Below are 18,580 nucleotides of genomic sequence, written 5' to 3' on the forward strand. Positions count from 1 at the left end.
TGCACATTGGCGGACGGTGAGGAATAACGGACTACACCGTAGGGACAATTAACCTACAGGGCAGTTTTCGAGAAACATATGACTGAACATGACATTTTGACCGACGCCGAACGCGAGGCCTTGCACGAGGTGATGCAGGCACCTGCTTCGGCTTCGTCCTGTGTGTTGATTGTTGATGACGATCCATTGGCTCGCGAATTGTTGGCGGAGTTTTTGGAGCTGAACGCGATCGAGTGCCTGACAGCAAGCAACGAAGAGCAGGCGCTGGCGCTCCTGGAGTCCGACCAGCCGATTAACCTGATGCTCACCGATTTGCGCATGCTGCCCCACGATGGCTTGCACCTGATACGCAAAGTCCGCGAATCGGAACGGGCCACCTTGCCGATCATCATCATGTCGGGTGATGCGAATGTGCTTGATGCCATCGATGCCATGCACTTGCATGTGGTGGATTTTTTGCTCAAGCCGATTGATACCGACAAGTTGCTGGCGCTGATCAGGCAGGAATTGGGGATGTAGCCCTCTGCCACAAGATTGGAACAGCAGATGCAAAAAAGCCCCGGCACATGGCCGGGGCTTTTTATTGGGTGCGGGTTACAGGCCGTTTTTGGCTTTGAACTCGCGACGACGACGGTGCAGTACCGGTTCGGTATAGCCGTTCGGCTGTTTGGTGCCTTCGATCACCAGCTCGACTGCCGCCTGGAAGGCGATGTTGCTGTCGAAGTTCGGCGCCAATGGACGGTACAACGCGTCGTTGGCGTTCTGGCGGTCAACCACTGGCGCCATGCGCTTGAGGCTTTCCATGACCTGGGTCTGGCTGACGATGCCATGACGCAGCCAGTTGGCGATGTGCTGGCTGGAAATACGCAACGTTGCACGGTCTTCCATCAGGCCGATATCGTTGATATCCGGCACCTTCGAACAACCCACGCCCTGGTCGATCCAGCGCACCACATAGCCCAGAATGCCCTGGGAGTTGTTGTCCAGTTCGTTCTGGATCTGCTCCGGGGTCCACTGCGGGTTCACCGCCAGCGGGATGGTCAGGATGTCGTCCACCGAGGCCGGAGTGCGCTTGGCCAGTTCGGCCTGACGGGCGAACACGTCAACCTTGTGGTAATGCAGCGCGTGCAAGGCCGCGGCGGTCGGTGATGGCACCCAGGCGGTGTTGGCACCGGCCAGCGGGTGAGCGATTTTTTGCTCCAGCATCGCGGCCATCAGGTCGGGCATGGCCCACATGCCTTTACCGATTTGCGCACGGCCTTGCAGGCCAGTGCTCAAGCCAACATCGACGTTGTTGTTTTCGTAGGCCGAAATCCACTTCTCGGCTTTCATGTCGGCCTTGCGCACCATTGGCCCGGCTTCCATCGAGGTGTGGATCTCGTCGCCGGTGCGGTCCAGGAAGCCGGTGTTGATAAACACCACGCGCTCGCTGGCAGCCTTGATGCACGCCTTGAGGTTGATCGTGGTGCGCCGCTCTTCGTCCATGATCCCGACTTTGAGCGTGTTGCGTGGCAGCTTGAGCACGTCTTCGATGCGGCCAAACAGTTCGTTGGTGAACGCCGCTTCTTCAGCGCCGTGCATCTTCGGCTTCACGATGTAGACCGAGCCGGTGCGGCTGTTGCTGCGCGTGGCTTTACCGTTAAGGCTGTGGATCGATGCGAGGCTGGTCAGCAGACCGTCGAGAATGCCTTCTGGCACTTCGTTGCCATCTTTGTCGAGGATCGCATCGATGGTCATCAAGTGACCGACGTTGCGCACGAACAGCAGCGAGCGGCCGTGCAGGCTGACGGTGCCGCCGTTGGGCGCCGTGTACTCGCGGTCCGGGTTCATGGTGCGGGTGAAGGTCTGGCCGCCCTTGGACACTTGCTCGCTCAGATCGCCCTTCATCAGGCCGAGCCAGTTGCGGTAAATCACTACCTTGTCATCGGCATCGACGGCGGCAACCGAGTCTTCGCAGTCCATGATGGTGGTCAGGGCCGCTTCCATCAGCACGTCTTTAACGCCTGCAGCGTCGGTCTGGCCGACCGGGCTCGATGCGTCGATCTGGATTTCGAAGTGCAGGCCATTGTGCTTGAGCAGCACGGCGGTCGGCGCTGCTGCTGAACCGTGGTAACCGATCAGTTGCGCGGCGTCGCGCAGGCCGGTGCTGGCGCCGTCCTTGAGGGTAACCTGCAAGGCGCCGTCAACGATGGCGTAGCTGTTGGAGTCAACGTGAGTGCCGCTGGCCAGAGGCGCGGCTTCGTCGAGAAAGGCGCGGGCGAAGGCAATGACCTTGTCGCCACGGACCTTGTTGTAGCCTTTACCCTTCTCGGCACCATCGGCTTCGCTGATGGCATCGGTGCCGTACAACGCGTCGTACAGCGAACCCCAGCGGGCGTTCGAGGCGTTGAGGGCAAAGCGCGCATTCATGACTGGTACTACCAATTGCGGGCCAGCCATGCGAGCGATTTCGTCATCGACGTTTTGCGTCGTTGCCTGGAAATCTGCGGCTTCTGGCTGCAGATACCCAATATCCTGGAGGAAGGCTTTATAAGCCACGGCGTCATGGGCCTTGCCGGCCTGAGCCTGGTGCCAGGCGTCGATCCGCGCCTGCAAATCATCGCGTTTGGCGAGCAGTGCTTTGTTCTTGGGCGCCAGGTCATTGATGACCTTATCGGCACCTGCCCAGAACTGATCGGCGGTGAGGCCGGTACCGGGAATAGCTTCGTTGTTTACGAAGTCGAACAGGACTTTGGCGACCTGCAGGCCACCGACGTGAACGTGTTCAGTCATTGCTTGCCTCACTCATTTTTATTTAAAGCCTGACACCGCCTTGGCTCATGCGGGCGGGGTGGTGCGGGTTATTGCAGACGCCTTGACGGACCGTGTTGCAAATTATGTAGTGGTCGCCGAGGCATACTACATGATCAATTGCAGATGTGAAAATCAGACTAATCACGTCGTTCTGCGACCGTTTTTACGCTATCGGTCACACAGAAGAACAAGATGTTCTCAAGAAATATGCAGGTTGTCCCGGATAATTCTAAAAACAGTACACAATTTAATCTGTGGTGATTTGGTTTTGACGGGTGTAGCCGCTGCCGCAGGCTGCGATAAGGCCCGTAGGGCCTTCAAAAATCCAAACCCATCGCAGCCTTCGGCAGCGGCTACAGGTATTTCATAGCGGCCTATACTCAACCGACCCCCCTAATAAGAGAGCCCCCCGCCATGAACCATCTTGTGATTACGGTCTTTGCCCAGGACAAGGCCGGGCAGGTCGAGCGTATTGCCCAATGCATCGCCGAGCATGGGGGTAATTGGCTGGAGAGTCGAATGTCGCGAATGGCCGGGCAATTTGCCGGGATCTTGCGCGTAGGTGTGCCCGCCGAGGCCCACGATGAGCTGGTCGATGCACTGCACGGTCTGGCCAAGGAAGGGATTCGGGTATTGATTGCCGAAAGTGGCATCGAGCAATCCTGCACCTGGAAGCCCATCGCCATGGAGCTGGTAGGTAACGACCGCCCCGGTATTGTGCGCGACATTACCCGGGTGCTGACGGAGCAGGGGGTGAATCTGGAGCGGCTGGTGACAGATGTGCGGCCCGCGCCGATGAGCAACGAGCCGCTGTTTCATGCCGAGGCGATTTTGGCGGTGCCTCTGACCTTGTCCCTGGACGTACTGCAAAAACGTCTGGAAACCTTGGCGGATGAACTGGTGGTTGATCTTAAGTTCAGCACCGAGGACTAAGCTTCAACCGCGCTGGCGCATGCTGAACCAGGCATCGAGGCTGTACACCACCAGACCGGCCCAGATAAATACGAAGGCGAGCAGGGTACTGTCGGACAAGTGCTCGCCGTACACCGTTATCGCCAGGATCAATACCAGCGTCGGCGCGATGTACTGCATAAAACCCAGCGTGGTGTAAGGCAAATGCCGTGCGGCGGCGTTGAAACACACCAGCGGTATCAGCGTTGCCGGGCCGGCAGCCACCAGCAACCAAGCTTCTGAACTGCTCCAGAATTCGCTATGGGCACTGTTGGCCTCAGGGTGCAGCAGCAACCAGCCGATGGCGACGGGGACCAGGATCCAGGTCTCGACCACCAGCCCCGGCAGCGCCTTGACCGGCGCCTGCTTGCGGATCAGGCCGTAAAACCCGAAGCTCAGCGCCAACACCAGCGAGACCCACGGCAGGCTGCCGACTTGCCACACTTGTTGCGCCACCCCGGCGGCGGCCAGACCCACCGCAATCCACTGCAGGCGGCGCAGGCGTTCGCCCAGCAGCAACATGCCGAGCAGCACGTTGACCAGCGGGTTGATGTAGTACCCCAGGCTGGCTTCAAGCATGCGGTCGTTGTTCACCGCCCACACGTAGGTCAGCCAGTTGACGGCGATCAGCAGGCCGCTGATGGTCAGCACGCCAATGCGTTTGGGGTTGTCGCGCAGTTCTTGCCACCAGCCGGGATGTTTCCATACCAGCAGCAACAGTGAGCCGAACAGCGCGGACCAGAGCACCCGGTTCACGATAATTTCGGCGGCCGGGACGCTGGCCAGTAGTTTGAAATAGAGCGGGAAGATGCCCCAGATGACATAGGCGCTAAGGCCTAAAATATACCCGCGACGCGGGTTGGCGGCTTGCATGCAGAATCCTTGCTTAGGCAACTAACGGACACGGAAGAAGCCAAGAGTGTAAGCAGGTTTTTCCATTTGTGGGAGCGGGCTTTCTCGCGATTGCATCACCGCGATTATCCAGGGGCACCGCGTCGCCTGAATCGCGAGCAAGCCCGCTCCCACGAGAGCAACAATGAGGGCTGATCAGAACAGCTTCAGCGGTTCTTCATTGAGCGCCGACAATTGTTCGCGCAGCGCCAGGATCTGGTCGCCCCAATAACGTTCAGTGCCAAACCACGGAAAACTGTGGGGGAATGCCGGGTCGTCCCAACGTCGCGCCAGCCATGCGCTGTAGTGCATCAGACGCAAGGCGCGCAGCGGTTCGATCAGCGCCAGTTCACGTGGGTTGAAATCATGGAACTCGCTGTAACCATCCATCAGTTCGGACAGCTGGCCCAGGCATTCCTGACGATCACCGGCCAGCATCATCCATAAGTCCTGCACCGCAGGGCCCATGCGGCAGTCGTCGAGGTCGACGATATGGAACACTTCGTCGCGGCACATCATGTTGCCGGGATGGCAGTCGCCGTGCATGCGGATATTGGTGTGCGGGGTGGCGGCGTATACGTCTTCGACGCGCTTGAGCAGGTCGCGGGCGACTGACTCGTAGGCCGGGAGCAAGCTGCGCGGAATGAAGTTGCCTTCAAGCAGGGTGGTCAGCGAGTCGTGACCGAAGTTCTTCACGCCCAGCGCTTCGCGATGTTCAAACGGCTTGGTGGCGCCCACGGCATGCAGGCGACCGAGCAGTTGGCCGAGGCGATACAGCTGATCGAGATTGCCTGGCTCCGGCGCACGGCCGCCACGGCGAGGAAACAGGGTGAAGCGGAAACCTTGGTGCTCGAACAGGCTTTCACCGTTATGAATCATCGGCGCCACGACAGGTACATCGCACTCGGCCAGTTCAAAGGTGAAGCGGTGTTCTTCGAGGATCGCCTCGTTGGTCCAGCGCTGGGGGCGGTAGAACTTGGCGATCAGCGGTTGCGAGTCTTCAATACCGACCTGATACACGCGGTTTTCGTAGCTATTGAGCGCCAGCACGCGGGCATCGCTCAAGAAACCGATGCTCTCGACGGCGTCGAGCACCAGATCAGGGGTAAGTGTTGCAAACGGATGAGACATGCTGACTCCTGCGCGCAGCAGGCTGCCGCGTCCGGCCATGCATGTTAACGCAGACCGGGTGGCTGAGGGCGATTGAATATAGTCTGGCCCCCTTGTGGGAGCGGGCTCGCTCGCGATGCATGCGACGCGGTGTTTCTGGATCACCGCAGTGATGCAATCGCGAGCAGGCTCGCTCCCACAAGACTTTTTGTTATGCGCCGACGATGCCGCCGTCTTCCCGGCTGATGGCCATGACCGAGGAGCGCGGTTTACCGTTGGGCAGGTGCTCGGGAAAGGTAGAACCGCCGTTCTCGCCTGGGTGCTGAATACCCACGAACAGTGTTTTGTGATCGGGTGAGAAGCTGATGCCGGTCACTTCGCAGCCAATCGGGCCGACCATAAAGCGGCGGATTTCACCGCTGACCGGGTCGGCGCAGAGCATTTGGTTATTGCCCATGCCGGCAAAGTCGCCGCTGTTGCTGGAGTCACCGTCGGTCAGAATCCACAAGCGCCCGGCATCGTCAAAGCCCAGGCCGTCGGGGCTGTTGAACATGTTCTGCGGGGTAATGTTGGCCGAGCCACCCTTGGCAGCTTTGCCGTGAACTGCCGGGTTGCCGGCCACCACAAACAGGTCCCAGTCGAAGGTGTCTGCGCCATGATCGCCATTACCTGCTTGCCAGCGCAGGACCTGGCCGTAGACGTTCTTCTCGCGCGGGTTGGGGCCGCCGACCGGTTGCCCGTCTTCGCCGCGTTTGACGTTGTTGGTCAGGGTGCAATAGACCTGGCCATCCTTGGGGCTGACGACAATCCATTCCGGGCGATCCATGCGGGTGGCGCCGACGGTGCTGGCAGCCATGCGGGCGTGAATCAGCACGTCGGCCTGGCTGGCAAACCCGTTGCTGGCCTCTACACCATTTTTGCCGTGAGTCAGTTCAACCCATTGGCCGTGGCCCTTGGGGCGATCAGGGTTGCTGTCGCCACCGTCGAAGCGCGCCACATAGAGGGTGCCGTGGTCGAGCAGGTCGCGATTGGCCTTCGGATTTTGGTGGTTGATCTTGTCGCGGCTGATGAATTTGTAGATGAACTCGCCGCGCTCATCGTCGCCCATATAGACCACGGCGCGGCCGTCGCCCGTTTCGGCCAGTGCGGCGTTTTCGTGTTTGAAGCGGCCCAGTGCAGTGCGTTTGACCGGTGTCGAAAGCGGGTCGAACGGGTCGATTTCCACCACCCAGCCGTGACGATTGAGTTCGTTGGGGTTGAGTGCCAGGTCGAAGCGCGGGTCATGCTGGTGCCAGTTGATATCTTTGCTGGCAGCGACTGCGCCATAGCGCTTTTGTGCCGCGTCGAAGGTCTGTTTGGGGTCGGAGCTGCCAAAGCAGTCGGTGAAGTTTTCTTCGCAGGTCAGGTAGGTGCCCCACGGGGTCTTACCGTTGGCGCAGTTCTGGAAGGTGCCCAGTGCGCGGGTGCCGCTGGCATCTGCCTGGGTGCGCAGCAAAGCATGGCCGGCTGCGGGGCCGCTCAGCTGGATGGGTGTGTTGCCGTGGATGCGGCGGTTAAAGGGTGAACCCTGAACAAACTGCCAGCCGTGGTCCTTGCGCTGAATCTCGATGACCGATACGCCTTCAGAGGCCTGGGCCTTGTTCACTTCTTCAAGCGATGTCGGTGAACCGCCGTGGGGGTAGAGGTAGCGATAGTTGGTGTATTCGTTGTTGATCGCCATCAGTGCGCGGTTCGGGTCATCGGCGAAGGCGAACAGGCTCATGCCGTCATTGTTGTCGCCAAACTGCACTTCCTGTTCGCGGGCAGTGCCGTTGCCGGAAGGGTCAAACGCCGGGCCTTTGGCCTGTAGCGGTTGGCCCCAGCTGATAAGTACCGAGGCGCGATAGCCGGGCGGCAGGCTGATGGTATCGGTGGTGGCGGCGTTGATACTGTCGAACCCCAGCAGGTTGCTGTTGGCAGTACTGACACCGGCCGCCAGGGCGCTTCGACTGAGCAGGCCGCCACCCAGAAACATAGCTGCGCCGCACAAGGCGCCCGCGCTGATAAAGCCACGTCGACTCAGGCCGATGATCTGCTCAAGGTCGGTGGGTTGGTTTTCTTCTAATAGGCTCATGGCTGGCTCGGCTCTGGACGGTTTTGGCAGACACCATAAGCAGCAGGTATGACAAGGATGTTTCAAGTGTTAGCAGGGAGGTGTGCGGGAGCAGGCGAGCTCGCGATCATGCACAGACACAGCGTCGCCTGCATCGCGAGTAAGCCCGCTGCCACAGGGTGGCATCGAGTGTTACAAGGCCGTTCCCAGTAACACCATCGATGGCGAAAACTGCACCTGAGTCTCGTCGCCAACGTGTAACTCTAATGTTTCAAGGTGTTGCGGCTCGGTAAGGGCGCACAAGGTCTGGCCATTGGGCAGGCTGATGCGTACTTCGCTGGGGCCATTGTCGGTGTGCACGATCTGTTCGATCTGGCCGTGCAGATGATTGTGATCAGGGCCGGGCAGTTGCGCGGCGCTCGTCAGTTGCAGCCAGCCTGCTTTGATCAGCGCCACCGCCGGGCTGCCGATCGCCAGTTCCAGGCGTTGGGTGCTGTCGTGGGTGATTTGCGCGTGGAGGGTCAGGCCGCCGGGTAGTTCAAGCTGGATCAGGTCGTTGTGGCCATGCCCATGGATAGCAATCACGGTGCCATGCAACTGGTTACGGGCGCTGGTGCGCAACATCAGGCGGCCCAGCAGATCAAGGTCTTGGGAGTCTTCGGCAGCGTCCAGCACCTGATTCTGCAATGCTTGTAGGCGCTGATAAAGCCGCAGCACCCGCTCACCGGCCACGGACAGTCGAGCACCGCCTCCGCCTTTGCCTCCGATGCTGCGCTCCACCAAGGGGGTTTGCGCCAGGTTGTTCAGTTCATCAATCGCATCCCATGCGGCTTTGTAGCTGATGCCCGCACTTTTGGCCGCAGCGGTGATCGAGCCCTGTTCGGCAATATGCTGCAACAGGGCGATGCGTTGCGGGCGGCGGACGATGTGTTGAGCGAGCAAGGTGGGCAGGTGCATAACGGCAGATTCGCAAGGTGGGACGTGCCCGGAAAGTGCCTGCTCCGCCGGGGTGAGTCAAGGAGGCCCGTCGGGTTTTGGGGTTCGGGCCAGGCAATACACGTCGACTCGCCGTGCCCCGGCCCTGATCAACAAGCGCGCCAGGCTTTGCGCCGTGGCGCCGGTGGTCAGCACGTCATCGACCAGCGCCAGATGCAATCCGCCAACCTGCACCCCAGGCGCGAGGCTGAATGCGTGCAGCAAGTTGCGCTTGCGGGTTTTGGCATCCAGAGCCTGTTGTGCAGCGGTGTCCTGAATGCGCAGTAGCCAGTGCTCGCGCTGAGGGATGTTCAGTGCAGTGCTGAGCCATTGCGCGAGCATGGTGGCCTGGTTATAGCCGCGCTGACGCAGGCGCTTGATGGACAGGGGCACCGGTAGCAGAAAGTCGGGCCGGGGATCGCCTGAATTGAAGCCATCGAGCAGCGATTGGCTGAGAAGTTCGGCCAACAGTCGGCCATATGGCCATTTGCTGTGGTGCTTGAAGCGAATGATCAGGCTGTCGACCGGAAATCCATAGACCCAGGGTGCATGCACGCGCTCGAAAGCGGGCGGTTGCTTGATGCAATGACCGCACATCAGCCCAGCCATTGGCAGTGGCAAGGCGCAGCACTGACAGCTGTCGCCGAGCCAGGGCAGCTCCAGCTCGCAGGCAACGCACAGCGGGTGCAGTGTGTAGCTGCGTTCATCGCATAACAAACATGTCTGGTTATTAAATAACCAGATGTAAACCTGCCTAATCCATTGTGGTTGACAGTTCATGTCACATCCTTAAACATGCCGACATCCGTGCCGTGCCTGGGCGATTGCCTCAGGTTCTAGTCAAAGCATAACCAAGAGAAACGCCGATGAGCGCCAGCAGCCTTGCCAACTTGCGACATGATTGGTCTTTAGCCGAAGTCCGGGCGATGTTTACCCAGCCTTTCAACGACCTGCTTTTCGAGGCGCAGACCGTTCACCGCAAGCATTTCGATGCCAATCGGGTACAGGTTTCGACGCTGCTGTCGATCAAGACCGGCGCTTGCCCGGAAGATTGCAAATATTGTCCGCAGTCGGGCCACTACAACACTGGCCTGGCGAAAGAGAAGTTGATGCAAGTGCAAAAGGTGCTCGAAGAAGCACAGCGCGCCAAGGCCATCGGTGCCACCCGCTTTTGCATGGGCGCGGCCTGGAAGCACCCGTCGGCCAAAGACATGCCCTTCGTGCTGGAAATGGTCAAAGGCGTGAAGGCCATGGGCCTGGAAACCTGCATGACCCTGGGCAAGCTCGATCAGGAGCAGACTGCCGCACTGGCCCACGCCGGTCTCGATTACTACAACCACAACCTCGACACCTCGCCCGAGTTCTATACCAGCATCATCACCACTCGTACGTACAGCGAGCGCCTGCAAACCCTGAGTTACGTGCGCGATAGCGGGATGAAAATCTGCTCCGGCGGGATTCTGGGCATGGGCGAGTCGCTGGACGACCGCGCCAACCTGCTGATCCAACTGGCCAACCTGCCGGAGCACCCGGAGTCGGTGCCGATCAACATGCTGGTGAAAGTGGCCGGTACGCCAATGGAAAACGCCGAAGACATCGACCCGTTTGATTTCATCCGCATGCTGGCCGTGGCGCGGATCATGATGCCGCACAGCCATGTGCGCCTGTCGGCCGGACGTGAGGCAATGAACGAGCAAATGCAGGCGTTGGCGTTTTTTGCCGGGGCCAACTCGATTTTCTACGGTGACAAATTGCTGACCACGGCCAATCCGCAGGCGGACAAGGACATGCAACTGTTCAGCCGCCTGGGGATCTTGCCCGAAGCCCGCGAAGATCACGCAGACGAAGTGCATCAGGCGGTGATCGAACACGCGCTGCGCGATCAGAAATCCAGCGAGCAGTTCTATAACGCTGCGGTTTAAATCACATATCCCCGTAGCAGCTGCCGACGGCTGCGTTCGGCGGCGAAGCCGTCGTAAAGTCGGATTGCACAGTTTTCCTGTCAAAACGTGTGCTCTGGATTTACGACGGCTTTGCCGCCGAACGCAGCCTCGTTCCTTCGGCAGCTGCTACGAACGCTCATCGAGGCCAGCATGTCTTTTGATTTAAGCGCCCGTCTGGCCGCTCGCCGTGCCGATAACCTGTATCGTCAGCGCCCGCTGCTGGAAAGCCCGCAAGGGCCGTTGGTGGTGGTCGACGGGCAGCCTCTGCTCGCGTTCTGCAATAACGACTATCTGGGGCTGGCCAATCACCCGCAGGTGATCGAAGCCTGGCAGGCCGGTGCGTCGCGCTGGGGCGTGGGCGGCGGTGCGTCGCATCTGGTTATCGGTCACAGCACTGCGCATCACGTTTTGGAAGAAGCCCTGGCCGAATTCACTGGCCGCCCGCGGGCACTGCTGTTCAGCAACGGCTATATGGCCAATCTGGGTGCCGTCACGGCGCTGGTGGGGCAGGGCGATACGGTGCTCGAAGACCGGCTCAATCATGCCTCGTTGCTGGATGCGGGTCTGTTGAGCGGTGCGCGGTTCAGCCGCTATCTGCATAACGATGCGGTCAGCTTGGCTAAACGTCTGGAGAAGGCCTGCGGCAACACGCTGGTGGTCACCGATGGCGTGTTCAGCATGGACGGCGACCTGGCCGATCTGCCCGCACTGGCCCTTGAAGCAAAGGCCAAGGGTGCCTGGCTGATGGTGGACGATGCCCACGGCTTTGGCCCGTTAGGCGCCAATGGCGGCGGAATCGCCGAACACTTCGGCTTGGGCATGGACGATGTGCCGGTGCTGGTCGGTACGTTGGGAAAGGCATTTGGCACCAGCGGTGCATTTGTAGCGGGCAGCGAAGAACTGATCGAAAGCCTGATCCAGTTCGCCCGCCCTTACATTTACACCACTAGCCAGCCGCCAGCACTTGCCTGTGCCACGTTGAAAAGCCTTGAGCTGTTGCGCACCGAGCACTGGCGCCGTGAGCACTTGAACACCTTGATCGGTCAATTCCGTCGTGGCGCCGAGCAAATCGGCCTGCAATTGATGGACAGCTTTACCCCAATCCAACCCATCATGATTGGCGACAGTGGCCGGGCTATTCGCTTGTCGCAGATGCTGCGCGAGCGCGGCTTGCTGGTGACCGCCATTCGCCCGCCCACGGTGCCTGCAGGCAGCGCACGCTTGCGTGTGACCTTGTCGGCTGCCCACACAGAGGCCCAGGTGCAGCTATTGTTAAGTGCACTCGACGACTGTTGGCGTACGTTGGAGCGAGATCATGCGTGATCGTTTGATTCTGCTACCGGGTTGGGGCCTGGGGGTTTCACCCCTGGAGCCGCTGGCTGTGGCTTTACGTGGGCTGGACGAGCACTTGCGGGTTGAAATCGAACCGCTGCCGGTGCTGTTGTCCGCCGATCTTGACGACTGGCTCGATGAGCTCGACTCGACCCTGCCCGATAACGTCTGGCTGGGCGGCTGGTCGCTGGGCGGGATGCTCGCCAGCGAGCTGGCCGCGCGTCGGGGCGATCGGTGTTGCGGGCTGGTGACATTGGCCAGTAACGCGAGCTTTGTCAGTCGCGAGGATTGGCCAAGCGCGATGCCCGCGTCTACTTTTGAGCCGTTCCTGAGCGGTTTTCGCGATGCCCCCAACACCACCCTGAAGCGCTTTTGCCTGCTGTGCAGCCAAGGTTCACATGAGTCTCGGGCACTGGCCGGGCTGCTATTGGGCGCTGCGCCGAAAGCCCAGCCGGACACTCTGTTGGCGGGTCTTGAATTGCTGGGCAAGCTGGACACGCGGGCCGCCTTGCAGCGGTTCAACGGACCGCAATTGCATCTGTATGCCGGGCTCGATGCCCTGGTGCCGGTACAGGCTGCATCCGATGTGCTGGCGTTATTACCCGATGTCGAAGTGGGCCTGATCGAACAGGCCTGTCATGCATTTTTGCTGGAAGCCCCCCATGAACTGGCGGCGGCAATCCAGGCTTTTTTACACGAGTCGGGCGATGAATGATTTGAGTATTGCGATGCTTGCGGCCAGCTTGCCGGACAAGCGTCAGGTGGCGGTTTCGTTTTCCCGTGCGGCGAGCAGCTACGACAGTGTCGCCGAGTTGCAACGTGCCGTTGGCCACGAACTGATTACCCGTTTACCGCCAGGGCTAACCCCGCAACGCTGGCTGGATCTGGGCAGTGGTACGGGCTATTTCAGCCGTGAGTTGGGCCAGCGTTTTGCCAATAGCCAAGGGCTGGCGCTGGATATCGCCCAAGGCATGCTGGCGTATGCCCGGCCCTTGGGTGGGGCGCAGCATTTTATTGCCGGCGATGCCGAAAGCCTGCCGCTGCAGTCGAACAGTTGCGACGTGATTTTTTCCAGTCTGGCGTTGCAATGGTGCGCTGATTTCAGAGCGGTTCTGAGCGAAGCCCATCGTGTGCTCAAGCCCGGTGGTGTGTTGGCATTTGCCAGTTTGTGCGTGGGCACTTTGAGTGAGCTGCGCGACAGTTGGCGGGCGGTTGATGGTCAGGTTCACGTCAATCGCTTTCGTGAGTTCGAGACTTATCAGCAGTTGTGTGCAGACAGCCAGTTGCACGTTGCCAGCTTGCACAATCAGGCGCATGTGCTGCACTACCCGCAAGTTCGCCAGTTGACTCATGAACTGAAAGCTCTTGGGGCTCACAATCTGAATCCAGGGCGCCCCGAAGGATTGACCGGAAGGGCACGGCTTCAGGGGTTGATTGGCGCCTATGAGCAGTTTCGTCAACCGCTCGGGCTACCGGCGACGTATCAGGTGGTCTACGGCATTTTGGAGAAAGCGCGATGAGCCCTGCGTACTTCATTACCGGTACAGATACGGATGTGGGCAAAACCACGGTGGCAGCAGGTTTGTTGTATGCCGCGCGCGCCGCCGGGCTGAGCACGGCAGCGGGCAAACCGGTGGCGTCTGGCTGTGAAGTCACGCCACAGGGTTTGCGCAATGCGGACGCGCTGGCGCTGATGGCTGAAAGCACCATCGAACTGAGTTATGCCGAGGTCAACCCGGTCGCGTTCGAACCGGCAATCGCCCCGCATATTGCTGCGCGTGAAGCCGGGGTGGTGTTGACGGTGCGCTCGTTGCTGACGCCCATGCAGCAGATCCTGGCCAAACAGGCAGATTTCACCTTGATTGAAGGCGCTGGCGGCTGGCGCGTGCCACTGTCAGGGCAAGACAGTTTGTCGGACCTGGCGCAGGCCCTGGACCTGCCGGTAATTCTGGTGGTGGGCGTGCGTTTGGGTTGTATCAGCCATGCATTATTGACGGCCGAGGCGATTGCCCGGGATGGCCTGCAACTGGCTGGCTGGGTGGCCAATATCATTGGCCCGAAAACTTCACGCCTGGAAGAAAACCTCGCCACCCTGGCGGAACGCTTGCCCGCACCCTGCCTGGGGCGGGTGCCAAAGTTGAAATCAGCGTCGGCACAGTCCGTGGCTGAATACCTGCAACTCGATTTGCTGGACTGAAAGCCGCTCCAATTCAGACCACGATCTATTGTGGGAGCGGGCTTGCCCGCGATGGCATCGGCTCGGTCTGACAGACTGTCCGCGTCGCCTGTATCGCTAGCAGGCTCGCTCCCACCATTCCTTTTCCTTTTACCTGACAAATCCGACCTAAGACGAACGGCGGCTTCGCGCTGCTTGACAATAAATAGGCGTAAACGTATGTTTCAAACAACTGTTTGACCGCTATAACAAATCCACGCGGTTGTTCATCTCCCGGATTCATCAGCAGAGGTTTATCGCTATGCCTGACTACAAGGCCCCCTTGCGTGATATTCGCTTCGTTCGTGACGAACTGCTCGGTTACGAAGCGCACTATCAGAGCCTGCCGGCTTGCCAGGACGCTACTCCAGATATGGTTGACGCCATTCTTGAAGAAGGCGCCAAGTTTTGTGAGCAGGTGCTGGCACCTCTGAACCGCGTGGGTGACATCGAAGGCTGCACCTGGAGTGAATCCGGGGTTAAAACCCCTACCGGTTTTAAAGAAGCCTACAAGCAATTCGTTGAAGGCGGCTGGCCAAGCCTGGCGCACGACGTAGAGCACGGTGGCCAAGGCCTGCCGGAGTCTTTGGGCCTGGCGGTAAGTGAAATGGTCGGCGCTGCCAACTGGTCGTGGGGTATGTACCCAGGCCTGTCTCATGGCGCGATGAACACCATCTCCGAGCACGGCACCGCCGAGCAGCAAGAGACCTACCTGAGCAAACTGGTGACCGGCGAATGGACCGGCACCATGTGCCTGACCGAATCGCACTGTGGTACGGACCTCGGCCTGCTGCGCACCAAGGCTGAACCTCAGGCTGACGGCTCGTACAAGATTTCAGGCACCAAGATCTTTATCTCGGCCGGCGAACACGACATGGCCGACAACATCGTCCATATCGTACTGGCCCGCCTGCCGGATGCACCGGCTGGGACCAAAGGTATTTCGCTGTTTATCGTGCCCAAGTTCAAGGCTAACGCCGATGGCAGCATCGGTGAGCGCAACGCCGTGTCCTGTGGCTCGCTTGAGCACAAAATGGGCATCCACGGTAACGCTACCTGTGTGATGAACTTCGACGGCGCTACAGGTTTCCTGATCGGCCCGCCGAACAAAGGCCTGAACTGCATGTTCACCTTTATGAACACCGCACGTCTGGGCACCGCCCTGCAGGGCTTGTCCCACGCAGAAATCGGTTTCCAGGGCGGTTTGAAATACGCTCGCGACCGTTTGCAAATGCGTTCGTTGACCGGCCCTAAAGCACCTGAAAAGGCAGCTGACCCGATCATCGTTCACCCGGATGTTCGCCGCATGCTGTTGACCATGAAGGCTTTCGCCGAAGGCAACCGTGCGATGGTTTACTTCACCGCCAAGCTAGTCGACATCGTCAAATACGGTGTTGATGAAGAAGAGAAGAAGAAAGCCGACGCACTGCTGGCTTTCATGACTCCGATCGCTAAAGCGTTCATGACTGAAGTCGGTTTTGAGTCCGCCAACCACGGCGTTCAAATCTACGGCGGCCACGGCTTTATCGCCGAGTGGGGCATGGAGCAGAACGTTCGCGACAGCCGCATTTCGATGCTGTACGAAGGCACCACCGGTATCCAGGCACTCGACCTGCTGGGCCGTAAAGTGCTGATGACTCAAGGCGAAGCGCTTAAGGGCTTCACCAAGATCGTGCACAAGTTCTGCCAGACCAACGAAGGCAACGAAGCCGTTCAGGAATTCGTGACTCCGCTGGCTGCACTGAACAAGGAATGGGGCGAGCTGACCATGAAGGTCGGTATGGCAGCCATGAAAGACCGTGAAGAAGTAGGTGCGGCCTCGGTCGATTACCTGATGTATTCCGGTTATGCGTGCCTGGCGTACTTCTGGGCTGACATGGCCCGTCTGGCGGCTGAAAAGCTGGCGGCAGGTACTTCGGAAGAAGCCTTCTACAAAGCCAAGCTGCAAACTGCGCGCTTCTACTTCCAGCGCATCTTGCCGCGCACTCGCGCACACGTTGCCACCATGCTGTCGGGCGCTGCCAACCTGATGGACATGAAAGAAGAAGACTTCGACCTGGGCTACTAAGCCTCGGCGGGTCATTTAAAAAGCTGCGTTCCCATGGGGTTCGCAGCTTTTTTTCTTTCGGGCACTCCTCAAGAAACCATCTGTGGGAGCGAGCCTGCTCGCGAAAGCCTTCGCGAGCAGGCTCGCTCCCACGCAATACATATCCGAGTGACTGTTATCTTTGCATTGGTCACAGCATGACCCTATGTATCGACATCGTCGTTAAGATAGACTGGGTCCTACATTAATCGCCGTTTACAGATTACGAGGTTTGCCATGGCTGACTACAAAGCGCCCCTGCGCGATATGCGCTTCGTCCTCAATGAAGTCTTCGAGGTCGCTACACTTTGGGCGCAATTGCCTGCGTTGGCAGAGACCGTAGATGCTGAAACGGTTGAAGCCATACTCGAAGAAGCGGGCAAGGTCACCGCTAAAAGCATCGCACCGCTGAGTCGTAGCGGCGATGAAGAAGGTTGCCACTGGGACAATGGCGCGGTAACCACCCCGGCCGGTTTCGTCGATGCCTATCGCACCTACGCTGAAGGCGGTTGGGTTGGCGTGGGGGGTGACCCCGAGTTCGGCGGCATGGGCATGCCCAAGGCGGTATCGGCCCAGGTCGAAGAAATGATCAACTCCTCCAGCCTGTCGTTCGGCTTGTACCCGATGCTGACAGCCGGGGCCTGTGTCTCTATCAACGCCCACGCCAGCGACGAATTGAAGGCCACTTATCTGCCGAATATGTACTCGGGTGTGTGGGCCGGTTCCATGTGCTTGACCGAGCCCCATGCCGGTACGGACCTGGGGATTATTCGCACCAAGGCCGAGCCTCAAGCAGATGGTTCTTACAAGGTCAGCGGGACCAAAATCTTCATCACCGGCGGCGAGCACGACCTGACGGAAAACATCATCCATCTGGTGCTGGCCAAACTGCCGGATGCGCCGGCCGGGCCTAAAGGTATTTCGCTGTTCCTGGTGCCCAAGTTCATGGTCCATGCCGATGGCAGCCTGGGTGATCGCAACCCGGTTACCTGCGGCTCGATCGAGCACAAAATGGGTATTCAGGCTTCGGCCACCTGCGTGATGAACTTCGACGAAGCTGTGGGCTATCTGGTAGGTGAGCCCAACCGCGGCCTGGCCGCAATGTTCACCATGATGAACTACGAGCGTCTGGGCGTTGGGATTCAGGGCCTGGCCTCGGGTGAGCGTTCATATCAGAACGCTGTGGAATATGCCCGTGACCGTCTGCAAGGGCGCGCAGCTACCGGCCCTCAGGCCAAAGACAAAGTGGCTGATCCGATCATCGTGCACGCTGACGTGCGGCGCATGCTGTTGACGATGAAAGCCTCGAACGAAGGCGGGCGGGCTTTTTCGACCTACGTTGCCAATCAACTGGATATCGCCAAGTTCAGCGAAGACCCGGCTGCGCGTGAGCGGGCGGATGATCTGGTCGCGTTGTTGACCCCGGTCGCCAAGGCCTTCTTGACCGACCTGGGCCTTGAAACCACCGTGCATGGTCAGCAAGTGTTCGGCGGTCATGGCTATATTCGTGAGTGGGGCCAGGAGCAACTGGTGCGTGATGTGCGCATCACCCAGATTTACGAGGGCACCAACGGTATCCAGGCGCTGGATCTGGTGGGGCGCAAGATCGTTGGTAATCGCGGTGTTTACTACCGTTTATTTGCCGATGAGATTCGTCAGTTCATCGCCTCTGCAAGCAGCGACTTGAATGAGTTCACCCAGCCATTGGCTGCAGCTTTGGACACACTTGATCAGTTGACCGCCTGGGTCCTGGACCGTTCGCAGAGCAACCCGAACGAGATCGGTGCAGCTTCTGTCGAGTACCTTCAGGTTTTTGGTTACACCGCGTATGCATATATGTGGGCGCTGATGGCCAAGGCTGCGTTAGGTAAAGAGTCCGATGAAGCGTTCTATGTCAGCAAACTGGGGACTGCACGCTTCTATTTCGCACGTTTGCTGCCGCGTATCCACTCCTTGAGCGCTTCGGTGAAGGCGGGCAGTGAGTCGCTTTATCTGCTGGATGAAGCACATTTTTAACCTGTTTAGTACGTTGTAAGCATTTGCTTACATAACATGCTGCCAATCGCCCATATCGCCAGATTGGATCCATGGGTAATCTACTTCTCATGGACGTAGAGCAGGAAGCTCAAAGCAACAACACGGACACGTAGGATTCTGCCAGGATGGCGGAGTGAAAAGGAAGTCAGGGAAAC

At 59.2% G+C, this 18,580-nt stretch carries 15 protein-coding genes; 9 read left to right on the plus strand and 6 right to left on the minus strand.

Annotation, left to right across the window (positions count from 1 at the left end):
- The first annotated feature begins 78 nt into the window (after positions 1–78).
- Complete coding sequence (locus U5A05_RS02270) at positions 79–519, plus strand: response regulator (protein ID WP_321835500.1); 441 nt, start codon at positions 79–81, stop codon at positions 517–519.
- A gap of 75 nt (positions 520–594) precedes the next feature.
- On the opposite strand, the gene U5A05_RS02275 is transcribed toward U5A05_RS02270, so the two are convergent.
- Positions 595–2,772, minus strand: a complete 2,178-nt coding sequence (locus U5A05_RS02275; RefSeq protein WP_321835501.1) for a malate synthase G — start codon at positions 2,770–2,772, stop codon at positions 595–597.
- 435 nt (positions 2,773–3,207) lie between these two features.
- On the opposite strand from U5A05_RS02275, the gene U5A05_RS02280 reads away from it, so the two are divergent.
- Positions 3,208–3,726: a glycine cleavage system transcriptional repressor gene (locus U5A05_RS02280; RefSeq protein ID WP_261740663.1), complete on the plus strand. Its 519-nt coding sequence runs from the start codon at positions 3,208–3,210 to the stop codon at positions 3,724–3,726.
- 3 nt (positions 3,727–3,729) lie between these two features.
- Here the strand turns inward: U5A05_RS02280 and rarD are convergent, their stop codons facing one another.
- From rarD to U5A05_RS02305, 5 genes are all read right to left on the minus strand, one after another.
- Positions 3,730–4,617: an EamA family transporter RarD gene (gene rarD, locus U5A05_RS02285; RefSeq protein WP_261740664.1), complete on the minus strand. Its 888-nt coding sequence runs from the start codon at positions 4,615–4,617 to the stop codon at positions 3,730–3,732.
- A gap of 174 nt (positions 4,618–4,791) precedes the next feature.
- Positions 4,792–5,766, minus strand: coding sequence for a serine/threonine protein kinase (locus U5A05_RS02290; RefSeq protein WP_261740665.1), 975 nt, complete (start codon positions 5,764–5,766; stop codon positions 4,792–4,794).
- Between the two features lie 190 nt (positions 5,767–5,956).
- The gene (locus U5A05_RS02295; RefSeq protein WP_321835504.1) at positions 5,957–7,858 is read right to left on the minus strand and encodes a PhoX family protein; all 1,902 of its coding nucleotides are present in this window, start codon (positions 7,856–7,858) and stop codon (positions 5,957–5,959) included.
- Positions 7,859–8,029: 171 nt separating this feature from the next.
- Complete coding sequence (locus U5A05_RS02300) at positions 8,030–8,794, minus strand: TOBE domain-containing protein (protein ID WP_261740667.1); 765 nt, start codon at positions 8,792–8,794, stop codon at positions 8,030–8,032.
- 57 nt (positions 8,795–8,851) lie between these two features.
- Positions 8,852–9,592: a ComF family protein gene (locus U5A05_RS02305; RefSeq protein ID WP_321835507.1), complete on the minus strand. Its 741-nt coding sequence runs from the start codon at positions 9,590–9,592 to the stop codon at positions 8,852–8,854.
- 86 nt (positions 9,593–9,678) lie between these two features.
- Here U5A05_RS02305 and bioB point away from each other — a divergent pair, with 86 nt between their 5' ends.
- The 7 genes from bioB (at position 9,679) to U5A05_RS02340 (ending at position 18,404) form a co-directional block, all read left to right on the plus strand.
- Positions 9,679–10,734, plus strand: a complete 1,056-nt coding sequence (gene bioB / locus U5A05_RS02310) for a biotin synthase BioB (RefSeq protein WP_261740669.1) — start codon at positions 9,679–9,681, stop codon at positions 10,732–10,734.
- Positions 10,735–10,905: 171 nt separating this feature from the next.
- Positions 10,906–12,078 (plus strand): 8-amino-7-oxononanoate synthase, encoded by a 1,173-nt coding sequence (gene bioF, locus U5A05_RS02315; protein WP_261740670.1) that lies wholly within the window; start codon positions 10,906–10,908, stop codon positions 12,076–12,078.
- Complete coding sequence (locus tag U5A05_RS02320; RefSeq protein ID WP_261740671.1) at positions 12,071–12,802, plus strand: alpha/beta fold hydrolase; 732 nt, start codon at positions 12,071–12,073, stop codon at positions 12,800–12,802. The genes bioF and U5A05_RS02320 overlap by 8 nt, the downstream gene beginning before the upstream one ends.
- A complete protein-coding gene (bioC, locus tag U5A05_RS02325; RefSeq protein ID WP_321835511.1) occupies positions 12,795–13,607 on the plus strand; it encodes a malonyl-ACP O-methyltransferase BioC in 813 nt (270 codons plus the stop codon). Before U5A05_RS02320 ends, bioC begins: the two co-directional genes overlap by 8 nt.
- Positions 13,604–14,284, plus strand: a complete 681-nt coding sequence (gene bioD, locus U5A05_RS02330; protein ID WP_261740673.1) for a dethiobiotin synthase — start codon at positions 13,604–13,606, stop codon at positions 14,282–14,284. The genes bioC and bioD overlap by 4 nt, the downstream gene beginning before the upstream one ends.
- Positions 14,285–14,564: 280 nt before the next feature.
- Positions 14,565–16,370, plus strand: a complete 1,806-nt coding sequence (locus tag U5A05_RS02335; protein WP_261740674.1) for a phenylacyl-CoA dehydrogenase — start codon at positions 14,565–14,567, stop codon at positions 16,368–16,370.
- A gap of 255 nt (positions 16,371–16,625) precedes the next feature.
- On the plus strand, positions 16,626–18,404 hold the full coding sequence (locus tag U5A05_RS02340; RefSeq protein WP_261740675.1) for an acyl-CoA dehydrogenase C-terminal domain-containing protein: 1,779 nt from the start codon (positions 16,626–16,628) through the stop codon (positions 18,402–18,404).
- Positions 18,405–18,580: the final 176 nt, after the last annotated feature.

It is taken from the genome of Pseudomonas kulmbachensis, from assembly GCF_963681935.1.
GTDB classification, from domain to species: Bacteria; Pseudomonadota; Gammaproteobacteria; order Pseudomonadales; family Pseudomonadaceae; genus Aquipseudomonas; species Aquipseudomonas kulmbachensis.

Coding starts and splice junctions, on each gene's coding strand:
- U5A05_RS02270 (WP_321835500.1), top strand. CDS start 79: ATGACTGAACATGACATTTTGACCGACGCCGAACGCGAGGCCTTGCAC.
- U5A05_RS02275 (WP_321835501.1), bottom strand. CDS start 2,772: ATGACTGAACACGTTCACGTCGGTGGCCTGCAGGTCGCCAAAGTCCTG.
- U5A05_RS02280 (WP_261740663.1), top strand. CDS start 3,208: ATGAACCATCTTGTGATTACGGTCTTTGCCCAGGACAAGGCCGGGCAG.
- rarD (WP_261740664.1), bottom strand. CDS start 4,617: ATGCAAGCCGCCAACCCGCGTCGCGGGTATATTTTAGGCCTTAGCGCC.
- U5A05_RS02290 (WP_261740665.1), bottom strand. CDS start 5,766: ATGTCTCATCCGTTTGCAACACTTACCCCTGATCTGGTGCTCGACGCC.
- U5A05_RS02295 (WP_321835504.1), bottom strand. CDS start 7,858: ATGAGCCTATTAGAAGAAAACCAACCCACCGACCTTGAGCAGATCATC.
- U5A05_RS02300 (WP_261740667.1), bottom strand. CDS start 8,794: ATGCACCTGCCCACCTTGCTCGCTCAACACATCGTCCGCCGCCCGCAA.
- U5A05_RS02305 (WP_321835507.1), bottom strand. CDS start 9,592: ATGAACTGTCAACCACAATGGATTAGGCAGGTTTACATCTGGTTATTT.
- bioB (WP_261740669.1), top strand. CDS start 9,679: ATGAGCGCCAGCAGCCTTGCCAACTTGCGACATGATTGGTCTTTAGCC.
- bioF (WP_261740670.1), top strand. CDS start 10,906: ATGTCTTTTGATTTAAGCGCCCGTCTGGCCGCTCGCCGTGCCGATAAC.
- U5A05_RS02320 (WP_261740671.1), top strand. CDS start 12,071: ATGCGTGATCGTTTGATTCTGCTACCGGGTTGGGGCCTGGGGGTTTCA.
- bioC (WP_321835511.1), top strand. CDS start 12,795: ATGAATGATTTGAGTATTGCGATGCTTGCGGCCAGCTTGCCGGACAAG.
- bioD (WP_261740673.1), top strand. CDS start 13,604: ATGAGCCCTGCGTACTTCATTACCGGTACAGATACGGATGTGGGCAAA.
- U5A05_RS02335 (WP_261740674.1), top strand. CDS start 14,565: ATGCCTGACTACAAGGCCCCCTTGCGTGATATTCGCTTCGTTCGTGAC.
- U5A05_RS02340 (WP_261740675.1), top strand. CDS start 16,626: ATGGCTGACTACAAAGCGCCCCTGCGCGATATGCGCTTCGTCCTCAAT.